This window comes from Kribbella koreensis (assembly GCF_039525325.1).
Taxonomy (GTDB): domain Bacteria; phylum Actinomycetota; class Actinomycetes; order Propionibacteriales; family Kribbellaceae; genus Kribbella; species Kribbella koreensis.
On record NZ_BAAAHK010000020.1, the window covers coordinates 241,027 to 264,108 of the forward strand.

Sequence of the window (23,082 nt, forward strand, 5' to 3'; positions counted from 1 at the left end):
TTGCCCGAGGCTCGGACGGGTGCATACGGTCCTCCGGGACCTTCCCGTCTTGTGAGGAGCTTGCCTGATGAGCTGGACCCCTGGTGGACCGCTGACCGCGGCCAAGCTCACCACCGAGTACGCCGACCGCCCGCTCGGTACGGACGTCAGCCGGCCCCGGTTGGGCTGGATCGCGACCGCACCGGGGTACGGCGCGACGCAGTCGGCGTACCAGGTGCTGGTCGCCTCGGCGTCTGAGCTGCTGACGCCGGAGACAGCCGACGTCTGGGACTCCGGGCAGGTCGCCTCCGCGCAGAGCTTCGGTGTCGCCTACGACGGTCCGGCGCTGGAACCGCGGACTCGCTATCACTGGGCCGTGCGGTTGTGGGACGGGCTGGAGCGGGTGGGGCGCTGGAGTGCGGGGAGCTGGTTCGAGACGGGCCTGCTCGGTGAGGGGTTCGGCGGGGCGCAATGGATCGGTGCGCGCGATTCCGAAGTACGGGATGAGGATGTACCGGCGCCTCTGCTGCGGCGGACCTTCACGCTTGAGTCTGTTGAGAGCGCCCGGCTTTATGCGAGCGGGCTCGCCTACCAGGAGCTGCGGATCAACGGGCAGCGCGTGGGCGACTCGGTGCTCGATCCTGGGTTCACCGACTACGACGAGACGGTGCTGTCGGTCGCGTACGACGTGACCGGGCTGCTGCGACCCGGCGACAACGTGCTGGGCGCTGAGCTTGGGCGCGGGTTCTTCGGGTTGTCGACGCCGAACGTCTGGCGCTGGCACCAGACGCCGTGGACCGCTGAGCCGCGACTGCTCGCGCGATTGGTGATCGAACACGCCGACGGCAGCGTGACCGAGATCGTCACGGATGACGCGTGGCGGGTGGCCGACGGGCCGACTCGGTCGGACTCGTTGTTCTCCGGTGAGACGTATGACGCGCGGCTGCATCCGGCGGGTTGGGATGCGGCCGGGTTCGACGACTCGGAGTGGAGCGCGGCTCTCGTCGTCGCGGCGCCGCGCGGTGAGGTACGGGCTCAGGAGCATGAGCCGATCCGGGTGATCGAGGACGTCGCGCCCGTGGAGTTCACGCAGCCGAAGCCGGGCATGTGGATCGCGGACTTCGGGCGGACGACGGCCGGCTGGACCAAGCTACGGGTGACCGCGCCGGCCGGTACGACGATCAGCCTCACGCACGGTGAGTGGTTGCTTGCCGATGGCACCGTTTTCGCGGAGAACGAGCATGTGAAGAAGGACCGGTTCCAGCGCGACGAATACATTGCCGCGGGCAACGGGGTCGAGGAGTGGGAGCCGCGCTTCTCGTACAAGGGTTTCCGGTATGTCCAGCTCGAAGGTTTCCCGGGGGTGCCGACGCGTGAGTCGGTGACGATGCGGGTGGTGCATTCCGACGTACCGGCGGTCAGCCGTTTCAGCTCGAGCGAGCCGCTGTATGAGCAACTCGAGCAGGCGATGCGGCGGACCGTGCTCAACAACCTGCACGGCATCCCGACCGACACTCCGAAGATGGAGAAGAACGGCTGGACCGGCGACGCGCAGGTCGGGGCACCGACGATGGCCGGCACGCTCGGGATGGCGCGTTTCTTCACCAAGTGGCTCGGCGACCTGCGCGACAGCCAAGACGCTTCTGGCCGACTGCCCGTCATTGTGCCGACGGGCGATTGGGGTTACACCGAGCTCGCGCCGGCGACCGAGTGGTCGACGGTCTATCCGTTCATCCTGCGCGAGATGCATCGCTGGTACGGCGACGAGCGGTTGCTGGCCGACCATTGGGACGCCGTACTCCGCTACGTCGACTACGAACTCGATCGGGTCTCCGACGGGTTGTCGCTCAGCGTCCTCGGCGATTGGCTCCCACCCGGCTACCAGGACGGCCCGCCACCCGAGGACCGGCGACTGACCGGTACTGCGTACTTGTACCGCGCTGTCATCGCGGTCGCCGAGATCGCTGAACTGCTGGGCAAGTCAGCCGAGGCCGACCGGTTGCGGAAGGCTGCGTCGGAGCTCGTCGATGGGCTGAACCGGGCGTTCCTCGATCGATCGGCCGGGATCTACCGGACCGCGTCGGATCCGGATTACCGGCAGACGTCCAATGCGGTGCCGCTGGCTTTCGGGATGGTGCCCGCCGAGGTGGTTCCGGCGGTGGTGGCCAACCTGGTGGCGGACATCGAGGCGCGTGGGTTCCATCTCAACACCGGGTGTCTCGGGGTCGGTGTGCTGCTGCCGGTGCTCACTGCCTTTGGTCATGCCGACGTGGCGGCGAAGGTCGCGTTGCAGCGGTCGTATCCGGGTTGGGGGTACTGGATCGACAACGGCGCCGACACGATGTGGGAGATGTGGGAGACGGATACCCGGTCGCGCAACCACTACTTCCAGGGGACGGTGGTGCAGTGGTTGCTGGAGAACGTGGCGGGGGTCCGGAACCTGGGTGGTGGGTGGTCGCGGATTCTGGTGCGGCCGGACGGCCGGGCGGACGTTGATTCGGCGTCTTTGCTGACGGATACCGTTCGGGGGCGGGTGTCGGCCAGTTGGCGGCGGGTTGGGAGGGTGTTCCAACTCGAAGTACAGGTTCCTGTTGGTGCTGTCGCCGAGGTGCACGTGCCGGCTGAGGCAGTGGGTGACGTGGCGGTGGTGCCTGCGCCTTATGCACCGGAGCCGGTCGCTGTCGACGGGTACTGCGTGTTCACGGTGCCGTCAGGTCAGTGGAACTTCACGTCGCGGACTTCATGAACATCAGGTCATGACAACGGCGGCCCTCGTCGTGCGCCCGTGACTCGAACTTGGTGATCGGGCGCCAGTCGGGTCGCGGCGCCCAGCCGTCGTACTCGTTGGTGAGCAGCGGCTCCGCCTCGCAGATCGCGAGCATGTCGTCGGCGTAGTCCTGCCAGTCCGTTGCCAGATGCAACCTTCCGCCCGGCTGCAACCGGGAGGCGAGCAACTTCACGAACGGCGGCGTGATCAGCCGGCGCTTGTGATGGCGCTTCTTCGGCCAGGGATCCGGGAAGAACACCCGTACGCCCGCCAGCGACTCGGCCGGCAGGTGGTCGGTCAGGAACTCCAGCGCGTCGCCGTGCAGCAGCCGGACGTTGTCGAGCTCGTACTTCTCCACCCACAACATCAGCTGGCCGAGCCCGGCCGGATACACCTCGGCGGCGATGTGGTTGACCTCCGGAGCCTGCCGGGCCAGCTGCGAGGTGCCCTCACCCATCCCCGACCCGATCTCGAGCACGGTCGGCGCGTCCCGCCCGAACCAGTCCGCCAGATCAACCAGTCCCGCCGGAATGTCTTCGAGCTTCCGCCCCAGTTGCGCCCAGTTGGTCTCCCAGACCCGCTGCTGCCCCACCGTCATCCGCACGCTGCGCCGGACGGTACTGAACACCCCCGCCTGCCGCACCTGCTCCACCGTCTCCACGCCCTAATCGTAGGCGGGGTGCTTCGGTCGCCCCAAAACAAGCACTCGACGCCAGCCGGCCGCGCGGTTGGCCTCCCGCGACGTTGCGGGCCCGGTGGTCCGAGGTCAGCTGGAGACGGCGTCCGAGTACCAGCGATTCCAGGCGAGGCCGCGGCGGCGGGCTCCGACGGTCAGCAGGACGGCGGCGAGGATCACCAGCAGACCGCCTCCGGCCAGCAGGCCTGCGCCGAGGGTGAGGTCCTTGCGGTCGGTCGCCCACTCGTGCGCGTCGATCGAGGCGATCGCAAAGGCCGGGTCCTCCGGGTCGTACAGGATCTTGAGGGGCATCGCGTACCGGGTGCCGGTGGCAGGCGCCTGCTCTCCCTGCGGCATTCCCTGCGGATCATCGTCTTTGATCTTCAGCACCGCCGTGTTCGATCGGCCGTCGATCGTGCTGAAGGTCACCGTGACGTCCTCGACGAGCGGGCTGGCCTTGCCGGAGTAGACCGTGAGCCGGACGGACGCCGCACCGGTCTCGACACCATGATCGAGGAGATCCCGGCTTTCCCCACGGTGGTAGAGGGTCTGGCCGAAGATCAGCACCCCGATCACCAGCACGACCAGCCCGGGCACGCCGATCCAGGTCGGACCTCTGCCCGGGTAGTCCACTCTGCCTGCCATCAGGCGATGGTCTCAGAGAACGATCGCCAGTGTGCGACCGGTTTCGAGATAGGTCTTGAGGTTGGCCAGGATCGGGCCCCAGCCGTTGCGCCAGCCTTCCACGGTGTCCTCGGCGATCTGGTCGTGGACCACCTGGAGTTTGACGACCGAGTCGCCGGCCGGGGTGATGCTGAAGGTGACGCGGCCGGGGACCTCGCCGTCGACGGTCTCGTTCTTGAAGGTGTAGGCGAGGGTCTTCGGCTCGTCGTACACGAGGACCTCGCCGGAGTCGGTCAGGCTGTCGTCGGCGCTGTCGTAGAACCGGACCGGCGAGCCGACCGCCCAGTCGGACTCGATCCGGCGGCCGAACCAGTACAGCTGGGTGAAGGCTCCCGAGGTGAGCGCCTGCCAGAGTCTCTCCGGCGTGGTCTCGATGTAGGTGACGTGGATCATCGCGGGACTGCTCATGGTTTCTCCTCCAACGCTGCCTTCAGCGCACTGAGCGCGCGCAGCTTGTCGCGTTCGTAGTTGCCGATCCATCGCTCGGCGATCTCGTTGATCGGCACCGGATTCAGGTAGTGGTACTTGTTCCGCCCCCGCTTGACCGTGACCACCAGGTCGGCGTCCTCGAGGATCCGCAGGTGTTTCGTCACTCCTTGCCGGGTCAGCTCGGGCAGCAGCTCGCACAACTCCCCCAGCGTCTGCCCGTTCCGCTCGCGCAACGCGTCCAGCAGCCCCCGCCGCTGCCCGTCCGCCAACGCCTTGAACACCAACTCCACCCTCACAAAATAGGCAACCAAAAGGTTGCCTGTCAAGCAGAGGTTGCCGGCCTGGGGAGTTCGAGCAGGCTCAGTCGCCCCAGAAGAGGCGGTCGACGACGTTGCGGGCCTGGCGGGTCCGGCGGAGGTAGTCGTCGGAGAAGCGGCTGGTTTCGCCGGCGTTGTAACCGCAGATCTGGGCTACGGCGGCGAGGTCGCGCGGATCCCGCGGGAGGGAGTCGCTGGGGCGGGCGCGGACCAGCATGATCGCGTTGCGGATGCGGGTGGCCATCTCCCAAGCGCGGCTGAGGACGTCGGCATCGGGCGCCTCGACCAGGCCTACGTCGACGGCGGCCCGGAGTGCTCCGAGGGTGCGAGTGGTCCGGAGGCCTTCTACCTGGTGGGCATAGCGCATCTGCAGGAGTTGCACGGTCCATTCGATGTCGGCCAGACCGCCTCGGCCGAGCTTGGTGTGGGTTGCGGGGTCGGCGCCACGGGGTAGGCGCTCGGCGTCTACGCGGGCCTTGATGCGGCGGATCTCCATCACGTCGCGGTCGGAGATACCGCCGTCCGGGTAGCGCAGCGGGTCGATGAGTTCGCGGAACGCGTTGCAGAGCGTTGGGTCCCCGCACAGCGGATCGGCCCGGAGCAACGCCTGCGCTTCCCAGACGGCTGACCAGCGGGCGTAGTACGAGGCGTAGGAGGCGAGCGTCCGTACCAACGGGCCTTGCCGTCCCTCGGGACGCAGATCGGCGTCGATCGCCACCGCGGGATCAGCACCGGGTAGCGCCAGCAGTCGCCGCAACTCGGTCGCCGCCTGCGTGGCGAAGTCCGTCGCCGCCTTCTCGGAAGCGCCCGGCAACGGGTCGTGCACGAACATGACGTCCGCATCGGAGCCATAGCTCAACTCATGCCCGCCGAACCGTCCCATCGCGACGATGGACATCCGCGTCGGCTCCGGCTCGCCCTTCGCCACCGTCCGCCTCGCTACCTCCAATGCGGCCGTCAGCGTCGCCATCGACACCGTCGTCAGCGCCTCACCGACCGCCTCGACCTCGAGCAAGCCCGACAGATCCGCCGCCGCGACCCGGAACAACTCCCGCCGCCGGGCCCCACGAATCGCCGCGACCGCAGCCTCGGGCTCATCCTGCCGCCGCCCGGCCGCGGTCATCTCCGTCAACAGCGACTCCGACGAGCGCGGCGACAACTCCCGCTCGTCCGCGAGCATCGCCGTCGCCTCGGGCGCCCGCTGCAACAGATCGACCGCGTACCGCCCGCTCGCCAGCAAGTGCGCCAGCCGCTCGGCCGACGCGCCCTCGTCGCGCAACTGGCGCAAGTACCAAGGTGTCGAACCCAATGCGTCCGAGATCGTCCGGAAGGCCAGCAACCCGGCGTCGGGATCAGGCGACTCGGCGAACCACCCGAGCATCGCCGGCAGCAGCGCGCGCTGGATCGACGACCGGCGCGACACACCCTCCGACAACGCCTCGATATGCCGGAGCGCCGACCCGGGATCGGCGTACCCGAGAGCCGTCAGCCGCTGCTTGGCGGCCTCCGGCGTCAACCGCACCTCACCACCGGGGATCCGCGCAACGGCGGCGAGCAGCGGTCGGTAGAAGAGCTTCTCGTGCAGTCGCCGTACTTCGAGCCCGTGCTTCTTCCAGGCTGCGGTGAGGTCGTCGATCGGGTTCTTGGTGAACCCCAGCGACCGGCCGAGTCGGCGCAGATCGTCGTCATCGTCCGGCACCTGATGCGTGCGGCGCAGGCGGTACAGCTGGATGCGGTGCTCCATCGACCGGAGGAATCGGTAGGCGTCGGCGAGTACCGCGCCGTCGGTGCGGCCGACGTATCCCGAGCCGGTCAACTGCTCCAGCGCGACCAACGTAGTACCGCTGCGGACCGATTCGTCACTGCGTCCATGCACGAGCTGCAGGAGCTGTACGGCGAACTCCACGTCCCGCAAGCCACCAGGGCCGAGCTTCAGCTGGCGATCCGCGTCGGCCGCCGGAATGTGGTCGACCACGCGCCGGCGCATCGCCTGGACGTCACCGACGAAGCCTTCGCGATCAGCCGCCGACCAGACCAGTTCGCGGGTCCTCTTGGCGTACTCCTGCCCGAGTTCTGCATCGCCCGCGACCGGCCGCGCCTTCAGCAACGCCTGGAACTCCCAGGTCTTGGCCCAGCGCTGGTAGTAGGCGAGGTGGCTGTCGAGCGTCCGCACGAGCGGGCCGGCCTTGCCCTCTGGGCGCAATGCGGCGTCGACCGGCCACAGCGTGCCCTCGGCGGTATGGGCCGAGCAGATCCGCATGGTCGCCGACGCCAGAGCAGTAGCCGTCTTGAGGGCCGGCGCTTCGGGCTCGCCCTCCAACGGCTCGGCGACGAACAGTACGTCGACGTCGCTCACGTAGTTCAGCTCGCGGCCGCCACACTTGCCCATGGCAACAATCGCGAGGCGGCAGTCGGCAGCCTTCGGGTGCGCGGTGAAGTAGTCCTTGCGCGCGATCCTGAGCGCCGTCTCCAGCGCGCCACCGGCGAGGTCGGCCAGTACTGCGGCGGTCTCGTCGACGAGCAGCCCTTCGGCGAGATCCCTCGACGCCAGCCGGAGCAGCAACCGCCGGTACTCGATCCGCAGCGCGTCGACCGGGTTGGTGGCATCGACGGCGGTCGCGAGGCACGCGGCGACATCATCCGGCGTCGGCCGGGACCCGGCCAACGCCGGGTCCGCAAGGTCGTACCAGTGCCGTGGATGCACGCTCAGGTGCCGGCCGAGCGCCTCACTCGCGCCGAGCACGAAGACCAGCCGCCGCCGGAAGTCGGGATCCATCTCCAGACAGCGCGTGAAGGCGGCGAGGTCGAAGCCTCCTGCGTGCAGCGACTCGGCGATCCCCAGCAGCCCGGCGAGCGCGAGATCCGGATCCGCCGACTCCCCCAGCGACGCGATCAGCTGATCACTGGCCATCGGACTGTGCTCGTCCGGCCCGCTCAGCGCGTCAAGGGCATCCAGCTGATCCAGCATCCGCCCAGCCCGAGCCGAATCCGCAAACCCAGCCCGCGCCAACCGCCCCGCACCCGAAACCCTCCGAACCTCCGCCACACCCGCCAGCCTAGTGTGACCCCTCCGCCCCCACCTCAGCCGTCGTGTTGCGCTGCCGGGGGCCGGTGTCGGGCCCGCCTGCGTCGGCGGGTGGTGAAGGGTTCGAGGGAGATCTCGGGTGGATTGCGGTGGGATTGCGGTCAACACACGGAGTTGCCTGGCATATTCGGGCTGTAGTCGGCATGATGGCTCGTTATGGTCATGATGACGGGGTCGCTCGCTGTCCGGGGCACGGTGGTCTGGTTGACGCCCCAGCAGGGTGGGCGAGTGTCCGGGCCGCCCGAGCCGGACTACGACTACGACTACACAGCAACCGCCTACCTCCCACCGAGGTCAGCCGAGGACGGCCAAGCAGGCCTCTCCCTACGCCGCTTCGCCCCAGGTGCCTGGCGCACGCCCGCCGAGGGCATCCTGGTACCCCCCAAAGGCCACCGTGCCCAGCAAGTTGTCCCCGGCAACATCGTGGTGATCACCGAAGGCATCCGCCCCGTAGGCCTCCTCACAGTTGAAGAGGTCCACGCCCTCGCCCCCGACGGCTCCGCGGTGATCGAGCGCGCCCCCGAGGTGGAGATCACCGGCCTCACCGCCATCAAAACCCCCGACACCGACGCGCCGTACCGCCACTCCACGGCAGCCACCCGCTGGAGCTCACACGAACGCGCCGGCGCCAGCTAGCGACTGCTTACTCGGCCGGGAACTGATTCAGTACTGCGGACATGTCGGTGGCGCCTCCGTTGGAGGCGAGCAGGACGTCGGACGACCAATGGATGACGCCTCAGGAAACTATTTACCGCGCAAGCGCGGCCGAGAGTAACTATCTGCGACCCTGTCGCGGACGCTACTCAGAGTGTTACTTTCGTGACTATGCGTCGATGGAAGCGGATAGTCGCCATCCTCCTGATCGCCGTGCTGGCCTTCGTGATCGAAGGCTGGGCCTCCAGCGCCCAGGGCGCCGAGACGTTCTTCAAGAAGTGCACCTACACCCGCACCGAGCCCGACGGTGTGAAGCCGCCGTTCTCGCTGGCGCCCCTGATGGGGTCGGTCAAGGTGACGGCGAAGACCAGCCAGGGCAGCGTCGTGCTCCGGCTCGACCGCAAGCTCGCCCCCTGCGCGGTGCACAGCATCGTCCACCTCAGCCTGATGGGGTACTACACCGACAAGACCTGCCCAGGGAAGACGGCCGCGTACGTCGAGTGTGCGACCGCCTCGCCCGGCTATCGGTTCGCGCCGGAGCTGTCTGGGCATGAGAGCTACCCGCGCGGCACCGTTGCGCTGGGCAACGTCAATGGCAGCGGGGCCCGGCTGATCCTGGTCCACCACGGCTCGCGGTTGCCCGCGAAGTACACCGTGGTCGGCAGGATCACCGGCGGCCTGCCCGCGGTCGACCGGATCGCGCGGGCAGGACAGCCGGCCTGGATCACCGGCGTACAGATCGGCTGATCGCCGACCTGATTACAGGACGGGGAGCAGCTTGTTCAGTTCGAACGGGGTGACCTGGCGGCGGTAGTCCTGCCACTCGACCCGCTTGTTGCGCAGGAAGAAGTCGAAGACGTGCTCGCCGAGGGTTTCGGCGACCAGTTCGCTGTCCTCCATCACCGAGATGGCTTCGGCGAGGCTGCTCGGCAGCGGCTTGATGCCGAGGGCCTTGCGCTCGCGGCTGGTCAGCGACCACACGTCTTCCTCGACCTCGCGCGGCAGCTCGTAGCCTTCCTCGATGCCCTTCAGCCCGGCCGCGAGCATCAGCGCGAACGCCAGGTACGGGTTCGCCGCCGAGTCCAGCGAGCGGAACTCGACCCGCGAGGACTGGCCCTTGTGCGGCTTGTACATCGGCACCCGGACCAGCGCGGACCGGTTGTTGTGGCCCCACGAGATGAACGAGGGCGCCTCGTCGCCGACGGCGAGCCGCTTGTACGAGTTCACCCACTGGTTCGTCACCGCGGTGATCTCGGCCGCGTGGTGCAGCAGGCCGGCGATGAACGCGCGCCCGGTCTTGGACAGCTGGTACTGCGCGCCGCCCTCGAAGAACGCGTTCCGGTCGCCCTCGAACAGCGACATGTGGGTGTGCATACCCGAGCCGGGGTGCTCGCTCAGCGGCTTCGGCATGAAGGACGCGTAGATGCCCTGCGACAGCGCGACCTCCTTCACCACCACCCGGAAGGTCATGATGTTGTCGGCGGTCGACAGCGCGTCGGCGTACCGCAGGTCGATCTCCTGCTGGCCCGGGCCGCCCTCGTGGTGGCTGAACTCGACCGAGATGCCCATCGACTCCAGCATCGTGATCGCCTCGCGGCGGAAGTCGTTGCCGATGCCCTGCGGAGTGTGGTCGAAGTAGCCCGACGAGTCGACCGGTTCGGGGTACGTGCCGGGCGCGCCGGTCAGCGACTTGAACAGGTAGAACTCGATCTCGGGGTGGGTGTAGAAGGTGAAGCCGAGGTCGGCCGCCTTCGACAGGGTCCGCTTCAGCACGTGCCGCGGGTCGGCGAACGACGCCGAGCCGTCGGGCATGTTGATGTCGCAGAACATCCGCGCGGTGCCCATCGTCTCGCCCCGCCAGGGCAGGATCTGGAACGTCGACGGGTCCGGCTTGGCCAGCATGTCCGCCTCGGTCACCCGGGCGAAGCCCTCGATCGCGGAACCGTCGAACCCGATCCCCTCGGCGAAGGCGCCCTCCAGCTCGGCCGGCGCCACCGCCACCGACTTCAGGAACCCGAGCACATCGGTGAACCAGAGCCGCACGAACCGTACGTCGCGCTCCTCGAGCGCGCGCAGCACGAACTCCTGCTGCTTGTCCATCGGCGAGTCCACCTCTCCTGTCCTGAAACGACACTGTCCGAACGCTTGCTTCGCCCGGCCTCACACAGTCTGCCCCGGGCGTGTTAAGCAGACGTTACGTGTTGGAGGAGAGATCGCTCGCATCCGGCCCGGCAGTAGATTGGTGGTGTGCCGACCACCCCGATTCTGATCTTCGACGGCGACTGCGCCTTCTGTACGACGAGCGCGCGCTGGCTGCAGCGCCGGCTCGGCGGCGCGGTGCCGGTCGAGCCGTGGCAGTTCACCGACCTGGCGGCGTACGGGACGACCGCCGAGCGGGCGCAGTACGAGGTGTTGTGGGTGGACGGCGCCGGGACGATTCACGGCGGCGCGCAGGCGTTCGCCCGCTGGTTGATCCACAGCGGCGGCGTCTGGCGACCGCTCGGAGTGATGATCACGCTCCCACCCGTGCGCTGGGTGGCGGCCGGCGTCTACCGGCTGATCGCGAACAACCGCGAGAAGATGCCCGGCGGCACGCCAGCCTGCGCCCTCCCTCCCCAAAAGGAGCAGTGAACCTCTAGTCTCCTCTGGTGCAGACGATCTTCCATGCGGCGCTGGTGATAGCTGCGATCCTCTGCGCGGCTGACCTGCTGCTCAGCACGGGTCGCTTCATCCGGTCGGTCCAGCGTCGGCGGCCCGCGGAACTGGATGTGCTGGGAAGGCGCTGGCTGCCGATCCCGGAGCTCGGGTTCGGGATGTTCGCGTTCTGCTGCCCGGGGCTCGTCACGCTCGGCCTGACACATGCCGACGCCGGCCTGCCGACCAAGCAGATCCTGTTCGCCGCGCTGATCTTCGGGTACGCCGGTGCCGTGCTCTCCCGCGTCGTCCGTACTCCGGGCCCCGGCGGGCGCCGCTTCCGGCTACGCGCCGGCCTGCTGCTCGGCCTGCCGGCCCTCTTCGGCCTGGTCTTCGGCCTCTCGGGCGTGGCTGTCTGACCTGGCCGCGGATCGACGCTCCTGGAACCAGGGCACGATCCGCTCGAGCGGCGCGAACGCCAGCCAGCAGACCACGGTCGGCAGGAAGTGGATCAGCAGGATCGCCGTGTTCGCGACGTGGAAGCCGATGAAGAACAGCGCGCCCATCAGTTGCCACCGGCCCTTGAGCCAGAGGATCACCGGCGAGCAGAACTCCCCGATGATGCCGACCCACTGCATCACGTGCAGCATCCACGGATAGTGCAGCAGCCACTCCCCGACCGGGTGCGGGCGACGCACGATCGCCCAGGTCAGGATCGCGCTGCCCGGCCAGGCCAGTGTCCAGCCGGCGCCACGCAGCTTGGCGATCGCGGACAGGAAGTACGTCGCGATGACGGCGATCTGGACGCAGCGGATCGCCCAGCCGGCCGCCTCGGAGCGAGTCTGATCGGCGTACGGCGAGACGTCGCGGCGCCACTTGGTGTTCCAGCCTTTGACCGCCGGGGCGACGGTCGGCATCACCCAGAGCGCGACGACGAGCGCGAGGTGGTCGTGGTCGACCTTGCCGTCACTCATCCCGATCAGCACCCACCAGGTGAAGGCCGGCGCGACGATCCAGCCGGCCAGCCTCGGGAGACGGTTGGCCGCGCCGATCAGGCAGAACACGATCAGTACGACGTACAGGGTGGTGGTGTTCGCGACGGACGGCTTCGGGAGGTCGAGGAGCCGGGCCAGCAGCAGTGGCTGGTAGAGGCCGGGGTGCTCGCCCTTGAGCCGGGTGTCGCGGACGAAGGCGTGCATGTCGAGGATGACGAACAGGTACAAAATCGTCCGCAACCACGCGATCCGCGCGAGGGCGATCGTGGGCGTGAACCAGTTGGCGACCTTGTTCACTTCCGCACCTGCCAAGTCGCCAGGACCTCGGGGGTCGGATCGCCAACGACCCGGCCCTTGACCAGCGTGGTGGTGTCGCGGATCAGTTCGAGCTTCACGTACTTCGGCTTGTCCGGGTGCTTGCGGGCCCAGCCGTCGGCGACCGCCTGCAGCAACGACGGGTCCTTCACGATCTCGCCGGTCCGTGCCTCGATCTCGGCCCTCGCGACGCCGGCGCCCTCGATGTTGAGCGGTACGTCGACCGTCGTACCGGCATCGGTCTGCGCGGTGATCCGGGTGTAGGTGATCGACGCGTCGTCCGCGACCGATCCGGCGTACTGCGACATCGGCCCGAACGGCCAGGCGTCGTCACTGGCCCGCACCGACCCGTTGATCAGCAAGCCGATCCCGGCCAGCGCGACGACGACCCTGACGGCCTTGCCCACCGTGCCCAGCCGGACATCCCCAGTACGTTCCTTCGTCACCACGCCCGCCATTACACACCAACCACCTGGTCTGGTCGTCGTTCCTTCGACTGACTCAGTCCGCGTCGCTCGCCTGCGGTGGCAGCGTCGGATAGTCGGTCACCGGATAGGTGCCGACGACGAACCCGTACGTCGTGTCGCCCGACCGCGGCAGCTGGTCGAACTCCTGGACCAGCTCGTGCACACGCCCCCAGAACTCGCCGATCCGCTCGTCGGGAACCCGCGCGTGCCGGATGAAGGAGCGCAACTGCCCTGCCTCGAAGGCAGTGACCGACTCCTTCGCCGCGACCTCGAAGTCGTTGAAATCCAGCGCGCCCGTCCGGCCCATCTCGTAGAAGAACACCCGGGCGGCGCGGCCGTAGAACCGCTCCTCGATCGCGCGCACCCGGCGGGTCCGGACCACCTTCAGCAGCCCGGCGTCGGCGAGCACGTTGACGTGGTGCGCGACCGTGCTCTTCGGACGCTTCACCGCGGCGGCCAGCTCGGTCACCGTCGCGGCCCGCTCGTGCAGCAACTGGATGATCGACGTCCGGAGCGGATCGCTGATCGCCTTGACCTGCTCGGCCGTCGTGAGCTCGAGACTGTCCTCGAGCTCGTAGTCCGGGGTCTGGGGATTGCCTGTCATGGTCCGATCAGACTAACATCGCAGAACGTTCGACATTCTTGGATCATTCATCTGATGAGAGGTTCGCGATGGCTGAGGTAGTGCTGTTCCACCATGCGCAGGGACTGACCGACGGGGTCCGCGCTTTCGCCGACACCCTGCGCGAGGCGGGCCATACCGTGCACCTGCCCGATATGTACGAAGGCAACGTCTTCGGCACCCTCGACGAGGGGCTCGACTACGCACGCCAGAACGGATTCGGCGTGGTCAAGGACCGTGGCATCAAGGCCGCCGAGGAACTGGGCGACGGTGCGGGCGGCAACGGTCTGGTCTTCGCGGGCTTCTCGCTCGGCGTGATGCCCGCTCAGCAACTGGCCCAGACGAGTACTGCGGCTCGCGGCGCGCTTCTGCTGCACGGCTGCATCCCGGTCTCGGAGTTCGGCGAGAGCTGGCCGGCGGGCGTCCCGGTCCAGGTGCACGCGATGGAAGAGGACCCGTTCTTCATCGAAGAGGACGGCGACCTCACCTCGGCGAACGCCCTGGTCGCTTCCACGTCCGATGCCGAACTCTTCCTCTACCCCGGCAAGGAGCACCTCTTCACCGACTCCTCGCTACCGGCGTACGACAAGGCCGCGACGACGCTTCTCACCACCCGGGTGCTGGACTTTCTCAAGAGCTAGCATCGGCGGATGCCGACGATTCAGCAGGTGGCTGAGGCGTTCTCGAGCCATCAGTTCCGGGAGACCTACGAGTTCCTGCACCCGCAGGTCGAGTGGACCCTGGTGGGTGCCGCGCGACTCGAGGGAACCGAGCAGGTCCAGGCCGCCTGCGAGCAGTCGCTCGGCCGGCTGGAGCGGACCACCACCCAGTTCCTCCGCTTCAAGACAGTCGCCGGCCCGGACGCCGTCGCCATCGACACGGTCGCGAAGTACGTCGACGCCAGCTGGAACACGTCGTTCGTGCGCTCGTGCGACATCTACGAGTTCGCCCAGGGGTACCTGACCACCATCACCACCTACACCGCGGCCATCGAACCCGAGGACCTTCCGTAAAGTCCGGCCAACTTCTTCGGGCAGGTCAGCGGACGGAGGGCCGGTAACCAGTAGGGTGCTGCAGTGCCTCAGCTTCGGGTTGCTCTCGCTCAGCTCAACGTGACGGTCGGTGATGTCGACGGCAATGCCGAGAAAGTCGTCACCTGGACCCGGAACGCCGTTGAGCGCGGCGCCCATGTGGTGGCCTTTCCGGAGCTCGCGCTGACCGGTTACCCGGTCGAGGATCTCGCGTTGCGGGCGTCGTTCGTGGACGCGTCGCAGGCCAAGATCAAGAGCCTCGCGCAACGCCTCGCCGAGGAAGGACTCGGCGAGATCGTGGTCGTCGTCGGCTACCTGGACCGCGCGTCCGGTACTGCGATGGGCGTCGACCGGCTCGGCCGCCCGAAGGGTTCGCCGACGAACTCGGCGGCGGTGCTGCATCGCGGTGAGGTGGTCACCTCGGCGGTCAAGCACCACCTGCCGAACTACGGCGTCTTCGACGAGTTCCGGCACTTCGTCCCTGGCGACAGCCTGCAGGTGATCCGGATCCACGGCGTCGATGTCGCGCTGGTGATCTGCGAGGACCTCTGGCAGGACGGCGGCCCGGTCGCCGCGACCCGGGCCGCTGGTGCGGGGCTGCTGCTCGTCATCAACAGTTCGCCGTACGAGGCCAACAAGGACGACGTCCGCGGTGAACTCGTCACCCGGCGGGCCCGCGAGGCCGGTTGCTCACTCGCGTACGTGAATCTCGTCGGCGGGCAGGACGAGTTGGTGTTCGACGGCGATTCGCTGATCGCCGATGCCGAGGGCAAGGTGTTCGCGCGGGCCCCGCAGTTCGAGCAGGGCAGCATGGTCGTCGACCTGGACCTGCCTGCACCGACCGGTACGCCGGGTGGCGAGCATGAGGGCATCCGGATCGAGCACACGGTGCTGCACGAGGAGCCACTGGCGCAGTACGAACCGATCGCTTCGGCGCTCGCGCCGCGGCTGTCGGACGAGGCCGAGATGTACGGCGCTGTCGTGCTCGGCCTGCGCGACTACGTCCAGAAGAACGGCTTCAAGTCCGTACTGCTCGGGCTGTCCGGCGGTATCGACTCCTCGCTGGTCGCCGCGATCGCCTGCGACGCGATCGGCGCGCAGCACGTGTTCGGCATCTCGAACCCGAGCGTCTACTCCAGCGACCACTCCAAGGACGACGCCGCGGAGCTCGCCGCGCGGACCGGCCTGAACTACCGGGTGGTGCCGATCCAGCCGATGGTGCAGCCGTTCCTGGACACGCTCGGGCTGACCGGGCTGGCCGAGGAGAACCTGCAGGCACGCGTTCGCGCCGTCATCTGGATGGGGCTGTCGAACGCCGACGGCCACCTGGTACTTGCCTGCGGCAACAAATCCGAGCTGTCCGTCGGCTACTCGACGATCTACGGCGACGCGGTCGGTGGCTACGCGCCGCTGAAGGACGTGCCGAAGACGGTCGTCTGGCGGCTGGCGAAGTGGCGCAACGCGGACGCCAAGGAACGCGGCCAGCAGCCGCCGATCCCGGAGAACGCGATCGCCAAGCCACCGTCGGCCGAGCTCCGGCCGGGCCAGAAGGACACCGACTCGCTGCCGCCGTACGACCTGCTGGACGACATGCTCGACGACTACGTCGAACAGGACCGGGGTACGGCCGAACTGGTGGCGGCGGGCTTCGACACCGAGCTGGTCAGCAAGGTGATCCAGCTGGTCGACAAAGCCGAGTACAAGCGGCGGCAGTATCCTCCGGGTCCGAAGATCACCCACAAGGCCTTCGGCCGGGACCGGCGACTGCCGATCACGAACGCTTGGCGTGAGGACGCGACCCGTGTGGTCAGTAGGAAGGCTGCAGAAAGCTGAGTGGATCCTGGCGTAACCGCCCTTTCAACGACAGTCCGTTCTTTCCGCCCGAGGATCCCGAGCTGGCTGATTCCTTCGGCGTGCCCGAACGCCGCAATCCTGACGCGTCAGGTGTGAGCGATCCCTCAGCGTCGGCCGGTAGCGCTCACCCTGCGCAACGGTGGGACGATGAGCCCATGGTTGACAACTTCATGTCGGCCGGTACCAACGGCGACGCCGACGACGAGCTGCCGGCGCCGTACGGGACCGGACCGAAGAACCGGACAACCGAGGATCAGCACCGCTCGGACTATGGCTACGCCGGAGGCTCCGGCGACGGCGGCTGGCGCGAGCGCTCGACCGCGCTCGACGGGCTCGACCCCGCGCCCTCGCTGCCGAACGCCCCGAGGTCGTACGAGCGTGGGCCGGTGCCGCAGCAGCCGTATGTGCCGAAGCCGCCGTTCCTGCCGGAGCGCGAGTACCCGGCGGGCGGCTATCCGCAAGAGGCCGAGTCGCCGTCGTACGGTGGCGCCCCGGGCTGGGGTGAGCGGGAGACGTACCAGGAGCCTGGCGGGTTCGAGCCGGGTTCGCCCTTCGCGCCCCGACCGCCGTACCAGGACGGACCGCCTCAGGACCGTGCTGGACAGGACAGGTCTGCGCAGGAGCGGGCTGCCCAGGAACGCGCGGCTGCCGAACGTGCAGCGGCTGAACGTGCTGCGGCTGAACGTGCTGCAGCCGAGCGGGCTGCTGCTGAACGTGCTGCGGCTGAACGTGTTGCCGCTGAACGGGCTGCGCAAGAGCGGGTTGCGCAAGAGCGCGTCGCACAAGAGCGGGCCACCGCCGAGCGGGCGGCACAGGAACGAGCTGCGGCTGAGCGCGCTGCACAGGAGCGGGCGGCGGCAGAGCGAGTGACCCAGGAGCGGGCAGTACAAGAGCGTGCGGCGCAGGAACGTGCGGCTGCGCAGGAACGAGCCGGCCAGGAGCGGGCGGCGCAGGAGCGGCAGGCGTTGGACCGGCAGGCGTTGGAGCGGCAGCAGCAGGAGCGGTACCCGGACCGTGGGTACCCCGAGCAGACTCCGTTCCGGCAGCAGCCGCCAGGAGCACCGCAGCAAGGACAACTGCCACCCTTCGGCCCCGGCCGCAACGGCACCACCGGTCCCCCGCCGAGCCGCCCAGGACAGGGAGGCCCCGGTAGCCCGACCGGCCCCCTCAGCACTTCGTCCGGCCCGCTCGGTACGCCGACGGGTCCTCTCGGCTCTACGTCTGGACCGGCCCTCGGCGGGCCTGCCGGATCCGCGCAGTCGCGTCCCGGCGTACCAGGCAACGGCTCACCGCTTGGCCCAGGCAGCAACGGCCTCACCCCCCACTCCTCCAACGGCTCGGCCGCGAGCAACGGGTGGACCCAAGCCGGTCCGGAGTCGCGGGGGCCGAGTGCCAATGGGCTTCCGGCGAATCAAGCCGGACCGGGCGCCAATGGTCTGCGTTCTCCGGGCAACGCCAGCTCCAACGGTACGACCGGAGCACTGGGTTCCCAGCCGCAGAACGGTCCTGCGGCTGGTCGCAATGCGGCTGCTGGGCAAGGTCCGGGTAATCGGGCTGGGCAGGGAGCTACTGGATGGACTGGAGCTGCACCGGCACCCACGTCGGGACCGCCGGCCAGTGCGTCTACATCCGCCAATGGCTATCCATCAGATCCATCCGCCGAGTATGAGAGCAATGCCCCTTTGAGTGCAGCACCGACGTCCACTGGTGCTCTGCCGGTCATCAAGGCAGAGACCCCACCGCGACCTGCAGGTGCGCGGCGGCGAGCCGACGTACAGCAGGATGCGCCAAGCCAAGTACCGGAGACACCTGTGAGCTCACACCGCGCTCGTCGCGCAGGCGCATCGCCTGCGGCAGCTGAGCCGGCTGCAGAGACCAGTACGCCGAAGGACGCAGCCAAGCCGGCTGCTGTGACCAACAGCCTCGGTGGCAACGGCGGTAGCTCGGCACTCGGGTCGGCTGGCGGCAGTACGCCGGCAGACGCGAGCAAGCGACCGCGGCGCTACCGCATCCACCACCTGCGGGACATGAAGAACCGCGGCGAGAAGTGGGCGATGCTGACCGCCTACGACCAGTACACCGCCGAGATCTTCGACCAGGCCGGCATCCCGGTACTGCTGGTCGGTGACTCCGCCGCGAACAACGTCTTCGGCTACGAGTCGACCCTGCGCGTCACTGTCGACGAGTTGATCCCGCTGTCGCGCGCGGTCGCGGGTGCTGTCGAGCGAGCGCTGGTCGTCGCCGACCTGCCGTTCGGTTCGTACCAGGCGTCGCCCGAGCAGGCCTTCCACACCGCCGTCCGGTTCATGAAGGAAGCGGGCGTGCACGCGGTCAAGCTGGAGGGCGGGCGCAACATGGTGCCGGCCGTGGAGAAGCTGACACAGTCCGGCATCCCCGTGATGGCGCACATCGGCTTCACCCCGCAGAGCGAGCACACGATCGGCGGCTACCGAGTCCAAGGCCGCGGTGACCAAGCAGCCGGCCTGATCGACGACGCAGTAGCCCTCGCCGAAGCCGGCGCCTTCTCCGTCGTCCTGGAGATGGTCCCCGGCGACGTCTCCGCGGAAATCACCAAGCGCATCCCCATCCCGACCATCGGCATCGGCGCCGGCCGAGACACCGACGCCCAGGTTCTGGTCTGGCAAGACATGGCCGGCATGCGAGCCGGCCAGATGCCCCGCTTCGTCAAGCAGTACGCCGACCTCCGAGGCATCCTCACCAACGCCGCCACCGCCTTCGCAGCAGACGTCACCGGCGGCACCTTCCCCGGCGACGAGCACACGTTCTAGACCCAGGGCAGCGCTGAGCGTTCTGACCAGTACTCGTAGGGCTCCTGGACGAACTCGTTCAGGGGCCCTTGTACTACGGGGGCCAGGTTGCTCTTGAGTTGCTCTGCGGTGGTGGCGCCGCTGAGGACGATGTCGGCCCACGGCTGTGCGGCGGCCGCACCGATGGCAAGGGCGTCCGGGGCGAGGCCGTGTTGCTCGGCGAAGACGTTGAACGGCGTCTCGCCTGCTTTGGCTGTCAGCCGCCCGTTGGCCACCGCTTCCTTCACCACTACGAACCAGCCCGCGTCGTGGGCCTCGGCCAGGGCGGGAGCCGCTGAGGTCTCTAGTACGTTCCAAGTGGACTGGACCGCAGTGAAGGGAGTGTCCAGAGCCAGTGCCTTGCGCAACGTCTCGGCTTGGCGTGGGCCGCTGGTTGAGAGACCGACCCGTACGCCGGTGTCTGCCAGCTCGCGTAGACGGTCCAGGAGCTTGGGGTCGTCGAGGGCAGGGCTGTCCGCCGTGAGGCTGTGGACCAGGTAGAAGTCGGGCGGGCCGCCCAACGCGCGCAACGTCTCGGGCCATTGGCGCTCGAAGGTGCCCAGCGAGTGGTCCTTCACCTCGTGGGTGTCCGCGTCGTGCTTCCAGTCGGCGACGTAGGTGTAGCCCCACTTCGAGCCGATGGTGAGCTGGCTGCGGCGTTCCGGGGTGAGCCACTCCCCCAGGAACGACTCGGCCAAACCATACGAGCGCGCCGCATCGAAGTACCGGACGCCGGCCTTCCAGGCTTGGTCCAGCAGCTCGTGCGTCAGCTGCCGAAGATCGTCGACCTCACGGCCGCGCGGAAGGTCCTGGTCGTGCCCGAGGTTGATGTAGCCCGGCCGCCCGAGAGCAGCGAGTCCGAGGCCGATGCGTGCGGTCATGTCTCGATGCTCTCACCAAGCTCAACCATGCGGCTCGCCAAGCTCGGCCACCCAGCTCGGCAGCCGTTGCCCTGTCCCCGCATCCGGACGGCGTGACGAGACGCGCCGCGCGACGCGTCGTAGTACCGGCTGTGTCGTCTAGCGTTTTGAGGTGTGACCGAATCCCGCCTGCCACCGCCCGGCACCGTCGTCCGGCGTACGACGGCCCGCGTCCTGCCTGTCCGCCCGGACGGCAAGGTGTTGCTGCTGCACGGCTGGGACCCGCTGAAACCGCAGACGCCGTACTGGTTCACCATCGGCGGTGGCGTCGAGGCGGGCGAGACGGTCGAGCAGGCCGGGATCCGCGAACTGCGCGAGGAGGTCGGCATCGTCTGGCCGGCCGAACAGCTGGGTGCGCCGGTGGCGACGAACACGATCGAGTTCGAGTGGGGCGGCTGCCCGATCATCCAGCACCAGACGTTCTTCGCCGTCGGCGTCGACGCGGTCGAGGTGAGCTTCGCGAATCAGGAGCAGCTCGAGCTGGAGACGATCAGCGCGCACGGCTGGTGGCATGCCGATGAGCTGGAGGCGACCGGTCAGGCCGCGCACGCGACGATCCCCGACCTGCTCCGGCGGGCCGTGGAGGCGATCCGTTACCGCGAGGCCTCGTAGCGACCGGCTCAGGACCCCGAGCGCTCAGCGGGCGCGAGCGGCCTTGAGGACCTTCTTCGGGAGCTTCTTGTCCACGATGTAGTGGCGCAGGTCGAGGCGCTCGGCGCAGCCTGCGTCACTGAGCCGCTTGAGGACCACCGGGCACTTCTTGCACCTCGGCTTGTCCTTGCAGCACTTCTTCTTCGCGGTCATGGACGGCACCCGGTAAGCGTAGGTGAGGCTGCCCTAACCGTCTACCTGAGAACTCAGCAATCGTGTCGCACGTCACGCGAGTTGTTCGGTGAGCAGCGCCCGCGCCTGCACCAGTGACGGTCCGTACCAGGTCAGATGCCGCCCGCTCACGTTATAGGCGGGCCGGTCGAATGCCTCCGGTCCGTCCTCGGGCGAGAACGCATAAGGCTCGTCCGGAAGTACCACCAGGTCGTACTCCGGTACGCCCGCCAACTCGATCCTGGGATAGCGCTCGGGCGATTCCGCGAGCACATTGTCGACCCCGATTCTTTGCAAGAGGTCACCCGCGAAGGTGTCCCGGCCCAACGCCATCCACGGCCGCCGCCAGATCGGAATGAGGGCCCGCCGGCGCGGTCCGGCGTACGGGGTGCGCCAGACTTCGCGTGCCTGGGTCAGCCACTCCGGTACCTCGCCGGCGACGGCGCCGAGCAAACGCTGCAGCGAGTTCAGTGATTGCTCGACCGTCGTCGGCGCGGTCACCCAGACGACGAGTCCGGCGCCGCGCAACGCGTCGAGATCGGCGGCGCGATTCTCTTCTTCATTCGCGATGACGATGTCCGGCGCGAGCTCGCGAATGAGATCGACGTCGGGATTCTTGGTGCCGCGAACGCGCGTCACGTCGAGGTCCGCGGGGTGCGTGCACCAGTCCGTCGCACCCACCAGAAGGCTTGCGTGCGTGGTCGCGATCGCCTCCGTCAACGACGGCACGATGCTGACCACACGACGCACTCGCAACGGTACGTCGAGCCTGGTTCCGAGATCGTCCTGCATGTGTTCGCACCCCTCTTCGCAGACCCGTCGCGTAGACGTTGCCGATGACAACACTGTGCCGAAAGCACCGCGAATCGGCACTTCGAACCCAACTCCGCGCGCGTGTCGCCAACATTTCTTTGCCGCTGTCCGGCAGCCTACTGCCACCGTGAAAACCCAACTCTGCAAGGGTTTCCAGACATTTCGCGGTTGACGGTCTCCGGGACGCCTTAACGTGCAGACCTTTCGGGTGCTTTACGAATGGCACAAGTGTTGTCATCATCATGACGACGAGGAATCCACCGTGGTTTTCCTCAGCGCACCAAGGAGGCAGAGTGCCAGCCACAAAGGCAGCCGCAGGGAAGGCGACAGCCAAAAAGGCTTCTCCCGCCAAGAAGACCGTCGCCAAGAAGGCCAGTGCAGCGAAGACGACGACCGCACGCAAGGTCACCGCTGCGAAGAAGACGACGGCGAAGAAGGTGACAGCGGCGAAGAAGGCACCGGCCAAGAAGGTCGCCGCGAAGAAGACGCCGGCGAAGAAGACAGTCGCCAAGAAGACCGTTGCCAAGAAGGCTCCGGCGAAGAAGGTGACCGCCAAGAAGACGGTCGCGAAGAAGGCCCCGGCCAAGAAGGTGACCGCCAAGAAGACGGTCGCCAAGAAGGCCCCGGCGAAGAAGACGGTCGCGAAGAAGACCGTTGCGAAGAAGGCCCCGGCCAAGAAGGCGCCGGCGAAGAAGGCTCCCGCGAAGAAGGTCGCCGCCAAGAAGGCGCCGGCCCGCAAGGTCGCGGCCAAGAAGGCCCCGGTCCGCAAGGTCGCCGCGAAGAAGGCTCCGGCCCGCAAGGTCGCCGCCAAGAAGGCGCCCGCGCGCACCGCTGTCGCCAAGCGGGCGACGACGGCGCGGAAGGCACCGGCGCGCAAGGCCGCCGCGAAGAAGGCCTGATCGCACCAACGCAGTAACGCCGAGGGGCACCACCGGTTGTCAACGGTGGTGCCCCTCGGTCATGCGGTCAGGCGGTGATTCAGTCGTCGTTCCAGTTGGGGTCGTTGTCCCAGGCCTCGTTGCGTTCCTGGACCTTCTCCAGCGCCCGGGCGGCTTCCTCCGGCGAGCTGTACGGTCCCAGCCGGTCACCGGACTTCTCACCCTGGTACGGCTCGACCTTGCCGGTCTTGGTGTTGTAGTACCACTCGTTGCTGTGATCGTCGCTCATAAGGGCTGACCACCTCCTGAGGTGTTTTAACGGCTCATTAGAAT

Annotated in this window: 24 protein-coding genes; 11 read left to right on the plus strand and 13 right to left on the minus strand. The window is 68.0% G+C overall.

Going from position 1 to position 23,082, the window contains the following annotated elements; all coding sequences use genetic code 11:
• Window positions 1–67 precede the first annotated feature (67 nt).
• Window positions 68–2,725 carry a family 78 glycoside hydrolase catalytic domain gene (locus ABD116_RS36240; RefSeq protein ID WP_343981315.1) on the plus strand — a complete coding sequence of 886 codons (2,658 nt, stop codon included), beginning with the start codon at window positions 68–70 and terminating at the stop codon, window positions 2,723–2,725.
• Here ABD116_RS36240 and trmB read toward each other — a convergent pair.
• From trmB to ABD116_RS36265, 5 genes are all read right to left on the minus strand, one after another.
• Window positions 2,706–3,407 (minus strand): tRNA (guanosine(46)-N7)-methyltransferase TrmB, encoded by a 702-nt coding sequence (gene trmB, locus ABD116_RS36245; protein WP_343981317.1) that lies wholly within the window; start codon window positions 3,405–3,407, stop codon window positions 2,706–2,708. The two genes, ABD116_RS36240 and trmB, sit on opposite strands and share 20 nt — an antisense overlap.
• Before the next feature lie 105 nt (window positions 3,408–3,512).
• Entirely contained in the window at window positions 3,513–4,067 is a 555-nt protein-coding gene (locus ABD116_RS36250; protein WP_343981320.1) for a DUF3592 domain-containing protein, read from the minus strand.
• Window positions 4,068–4,079: 12 nt separating this feature from the next.
• Window positions 4,080–4,514, minus strand: coding sequence for an SRPBCC family protein (locus ABD116_RS36255; protein WP_343981323.1), 435 nt, complete (start codon window positions 4,512–4,514; stop codon window positions 4,080–4,082).
• Window positions 4,511–4,825, minus strand: a complete 315-nt coding sequence (locus ABD116_RS36260; protein ID WP_343981326.1) for an ArsR/SmtB family transcription factor — start codon at window positions 4,823–4,825, stop codon at window positions 4,511–4,513. The genes ABD116_RS36255 and ABD116_RS36260 overlap by 4 nt, the downstream gene beginning before the upstream one ends.
• Window positions 4,826–4,895: 70 nt before the next feature.
• A complete protein-coding gene (locus ABD116_RS36265) occupies window positions 4,896–7,898 on the minus strand; it encodes a bifunctional [glutamine synthetase] adenylyltransferase/[glutamine synthetase]-adenylyl-L-tyrosine phosphorylase (RefSeq protein WP_486336015.1) in 3,003 nt (1,000 codons plus the stop codon).
• Between the two features lie 267 nt (window positions 7,899–8,165).
• On the opposite strand from ABD116_RS36265, the gene ABD116_RS36270 reads away from it, so the two are divergent.
• Window positions 8,166–8,573, plus strand: coding sequence for a hypothetical protein (locus ABD116_RS36270; RefSeq protein ID WP_343981329.1), 408 nt, complete (start codon window positions 8,166–8,168; stop codon window positions 8,571–8,573).
• Window positions 8,574–8,762: 189 nt separating this feature from the next.
• Window positions 8,763–9,338 (plus strand): peptidylprolyl isomerase, encoded by a 576-nt coding sequence (locus ABD116_RS36275; protein WP_343981331.1) that lies wholly within the window; start codon window positions 8,763–8,765, stop codon window positions 9,336–9,338.
• Window positions 9,339–9,350: 12 nt separating this feature from the next.
• Here the strand turns inward: ABD116_RS36275 and glnA are convergent, their stop codons facing one another.
• A complete protein-coding gene (gene glnA / locus ABD116_RS36280) occupies window positions 9,351–10,691 on the minus strand; it encodes a type I glutamate--ammonia ligase (RefSeq protein WP_343981334.1) in 1,341 nt (446 codons plus the stop codon).
• 147 nt (window positions 10,692–10,838) lie between these two features.
• Here glnA and ABD116_RS36285 point away from each other — a divergent pair, with 147 nt between their 5' ends.
• Both ABD116_RS36285 and ABD116_RS36290 read left to right on the plus strand, forming a co-directional pair.
• Entirely contained in the window at window positions 10,839–11,222 is a 384-nt protein-coding gene (locus tag ABD116_RS36285) for a thiol-disulfide oxidoreductase DCC family protein (protein ID WP_343981337.1), read from the plus strand.
• Window positions 11,223–11,239: 17 nt separating this feature from the next.
• A complete protein-coding gene (locus ABD116_RS36290; protein WP_343981339.1) occupies window positions 11,240–11,644 on the plus strand; it encodes a hypothetical protein in 405 nt (134 codons plus the stop codon).
• Here the strand turns inward: ABD116_RS36290 and ABD116_RS36295 are convergent.
• From ABD116_RS36295 to ABD116_RS36305, 3 genes are read right to left on the minus strand one after another with little or no spacing between them, the layout of a single operon-like run.
• Complete coding sequence (locus ABD116_RS36295; protein ID WP_343981341.1) at window positions 11,570–12,517, minus strand: HTTM domain-containing protein; 948 nt, start codon at window positions 12,515–12,517, stop codon at window positions 11,570–11,572. The genes ABD116_RS36290 and ABD116_RS36295 overlap by 75 nt on opposite strands.
• Entirely contained in the window at window positions 12,514–12,993 is a 480-nt protein-coding gene (locus ABD116_RS36300) for a hypothetical protein (protein WP_343981344.1), read from the minus strand. The genes ABD116_RS36295 and ABD116_RS36300 overlap by 4 nt, the downstream gene beginning before the upstream one ends.
• Before the next feature lie 43 nt (window positions 12,994–13,036).
• Window positions 13,037–13,606: an ArsR/SmtB family transcription factor gene (locus tag ABD116_RS36305; RefSeq protein ID WP_343981347.1), complete on the minus strand. Its 570-nt coding sequence runs from the start codon at window positions 13,604–13,606 to the stop codon at window positions 13,037–13,039.
• Window positions 13,607–13,674: 68 nt separating this feature from the next.
• Between ABD116_RS36305 and ABD116_RS36310 the strand changes: the two genes are divergently transcribed.
• The 4 genes from ABD116_RS36310 (at window position 13,675) to panB (ending at window position 19,298) form a co-directional block, all read left to right on the plus strand.
• The gene (locus tag ABD116_RS36310) at window positions 13,675–14,265 is read left to right on the plus strand and encodes a dienelactone hydrolase family protein (protein WP_343981350.1); all 591 of its coding nucleotides are present in this window, start codon (window positions 13,675–13,677) and stop codon (window positions 14,263–14,265) included.
• A gap of 9 nt (window positions 14,266–14,274) precedes the next feature.
• On the plus strand, window positions 14,275–14,637 hold the full coding sequence (locus ABD116_RS36315; RefSeq protein WP_343981353.1) for a nuclear transport factor 2 family protein: 363 nt from the start codon (window positions 14,275–14,277) through the stop codon (window positions 14,635–14,637).
• Window positions 14,638–14,700: 63 nt separating this feature from the next.
• Entirely contained in the window at window positions 14,701–16,488 is a 1,788-nt protein-coding gene (locus ABD116_RS36320) for an NAD+ synthase (protein WP_343981356.1), read from the plus strand.
• A 176-nt stretch (window positions 16,489–16,664) separates the two neighbouring features.
• Complete coding sequence (gene panB / locus ABD116_RS41880) at window positions 16,665–19,298, plus strand: 3-methyl-2-oxobutanoate hydroxymethyltransferase (protein ID WP_425552226.1); 2,634 nt, start codon at window positions 16,665–16,667, stop codon at window positions 19,296–19,298.
• On the opposite strand, the gene ABD116_RS36330 is transcribed toward panB, so the two are convergent.
• Window positions 19,295–20,197, minus strand: coding sequence for an aldo/keto reductase (locus ABD116_RS36330; RefSeq protein ID WP_343981359.1), 903 nt, complete (start codon window positions 20,195–20,197; stop codon window positions 19,295–19,297). The genes panB and ABD116_RS36330 overlap by 4 nt on opposite strands.
• Before the next feature lie 153 nt (window positions 20,198–20,350).
• Here ABD116_RS36330 and ABD116_RS36335 point away from each other — a divergent pair, with 153 nt between their 5' ends.
• Window positions 20,351–20,848 (plus strand): NUDIX hydrolase, encoded by a 498-nt coding sequence (locus ABD116_RS36335; RefSeq protein WP_343981362.1) that lies wholly within the window; start codon window positions 20,351–20,353, stop codon window positions 20,846–20,848.
• Window positions 20,849–20,872: 24 nt separating this feature from the next.
• Here ABD116_RS36335 and ABD116_RS36340 read toward each other — a convergent pair whose 3' ends face one another.
• Window positions 20,873–21,049: a hypothetical protein gene (locus ABD116_RS36340; RefSeq protein ID WP_343981541.1), complete on the minus strand. Its 177-nt coding sequence runs from the start codon at window positions 21,047–21,049 to the stop codon at window positions 20,873–20,875.
• A 63-nt stretch (window positions 21,050–21,112) separates the two neighbouring features.
• Window positions 21,113–21,850 carry a helical backbone metal receptor gene (locus tag ABD116_RS36345; protein ID WP_343981365.1) on the minus strand — a complete coding sequence of 246 codons (738 nt, stop codon included), beginning with the start codon at window positions 21,848–21,850 and terminating at the stop codon, window positions 21,113–21,115.
• A gap of 314 nt (window positions 21,851–22,164) precedes the next feature.
• On the opposite strand from ABD116_RS36345, the gene ABD116_RS36350 reads away from it, so the two are divergent.
• Complete coding sequence (locus ABD116_RS36350) at window positions 22,165–22,770, plus strand: histone H1-like repetitive region-containing protein (protein ID WP_343981368.1); 606 nt, start codon at window positions 22,165–22,167, stop codon at window positions 22,768–22,770.
• 79 nt (window positions 22,771–22,849) lie between these two features.
• Here ABD116_RS36350 and ABD116_RS36355 read toward each other — a convergent pair whose 3' ends face one another.
• The gene (locus ABD116_RS36355) at window positions 22,850–23,038 is read right to left on the minus strand and encodes a hypothetical protein (RefSeq protein ID WP_343981372.1); all 189 of its coding nucleotides are present in this window, start codon (window positions 23,036–23,038) and stop codon (window positions 22,850–22,852) included.
• Window positions 23,039–23,082 lie beyond the last annotated feature (44 nt).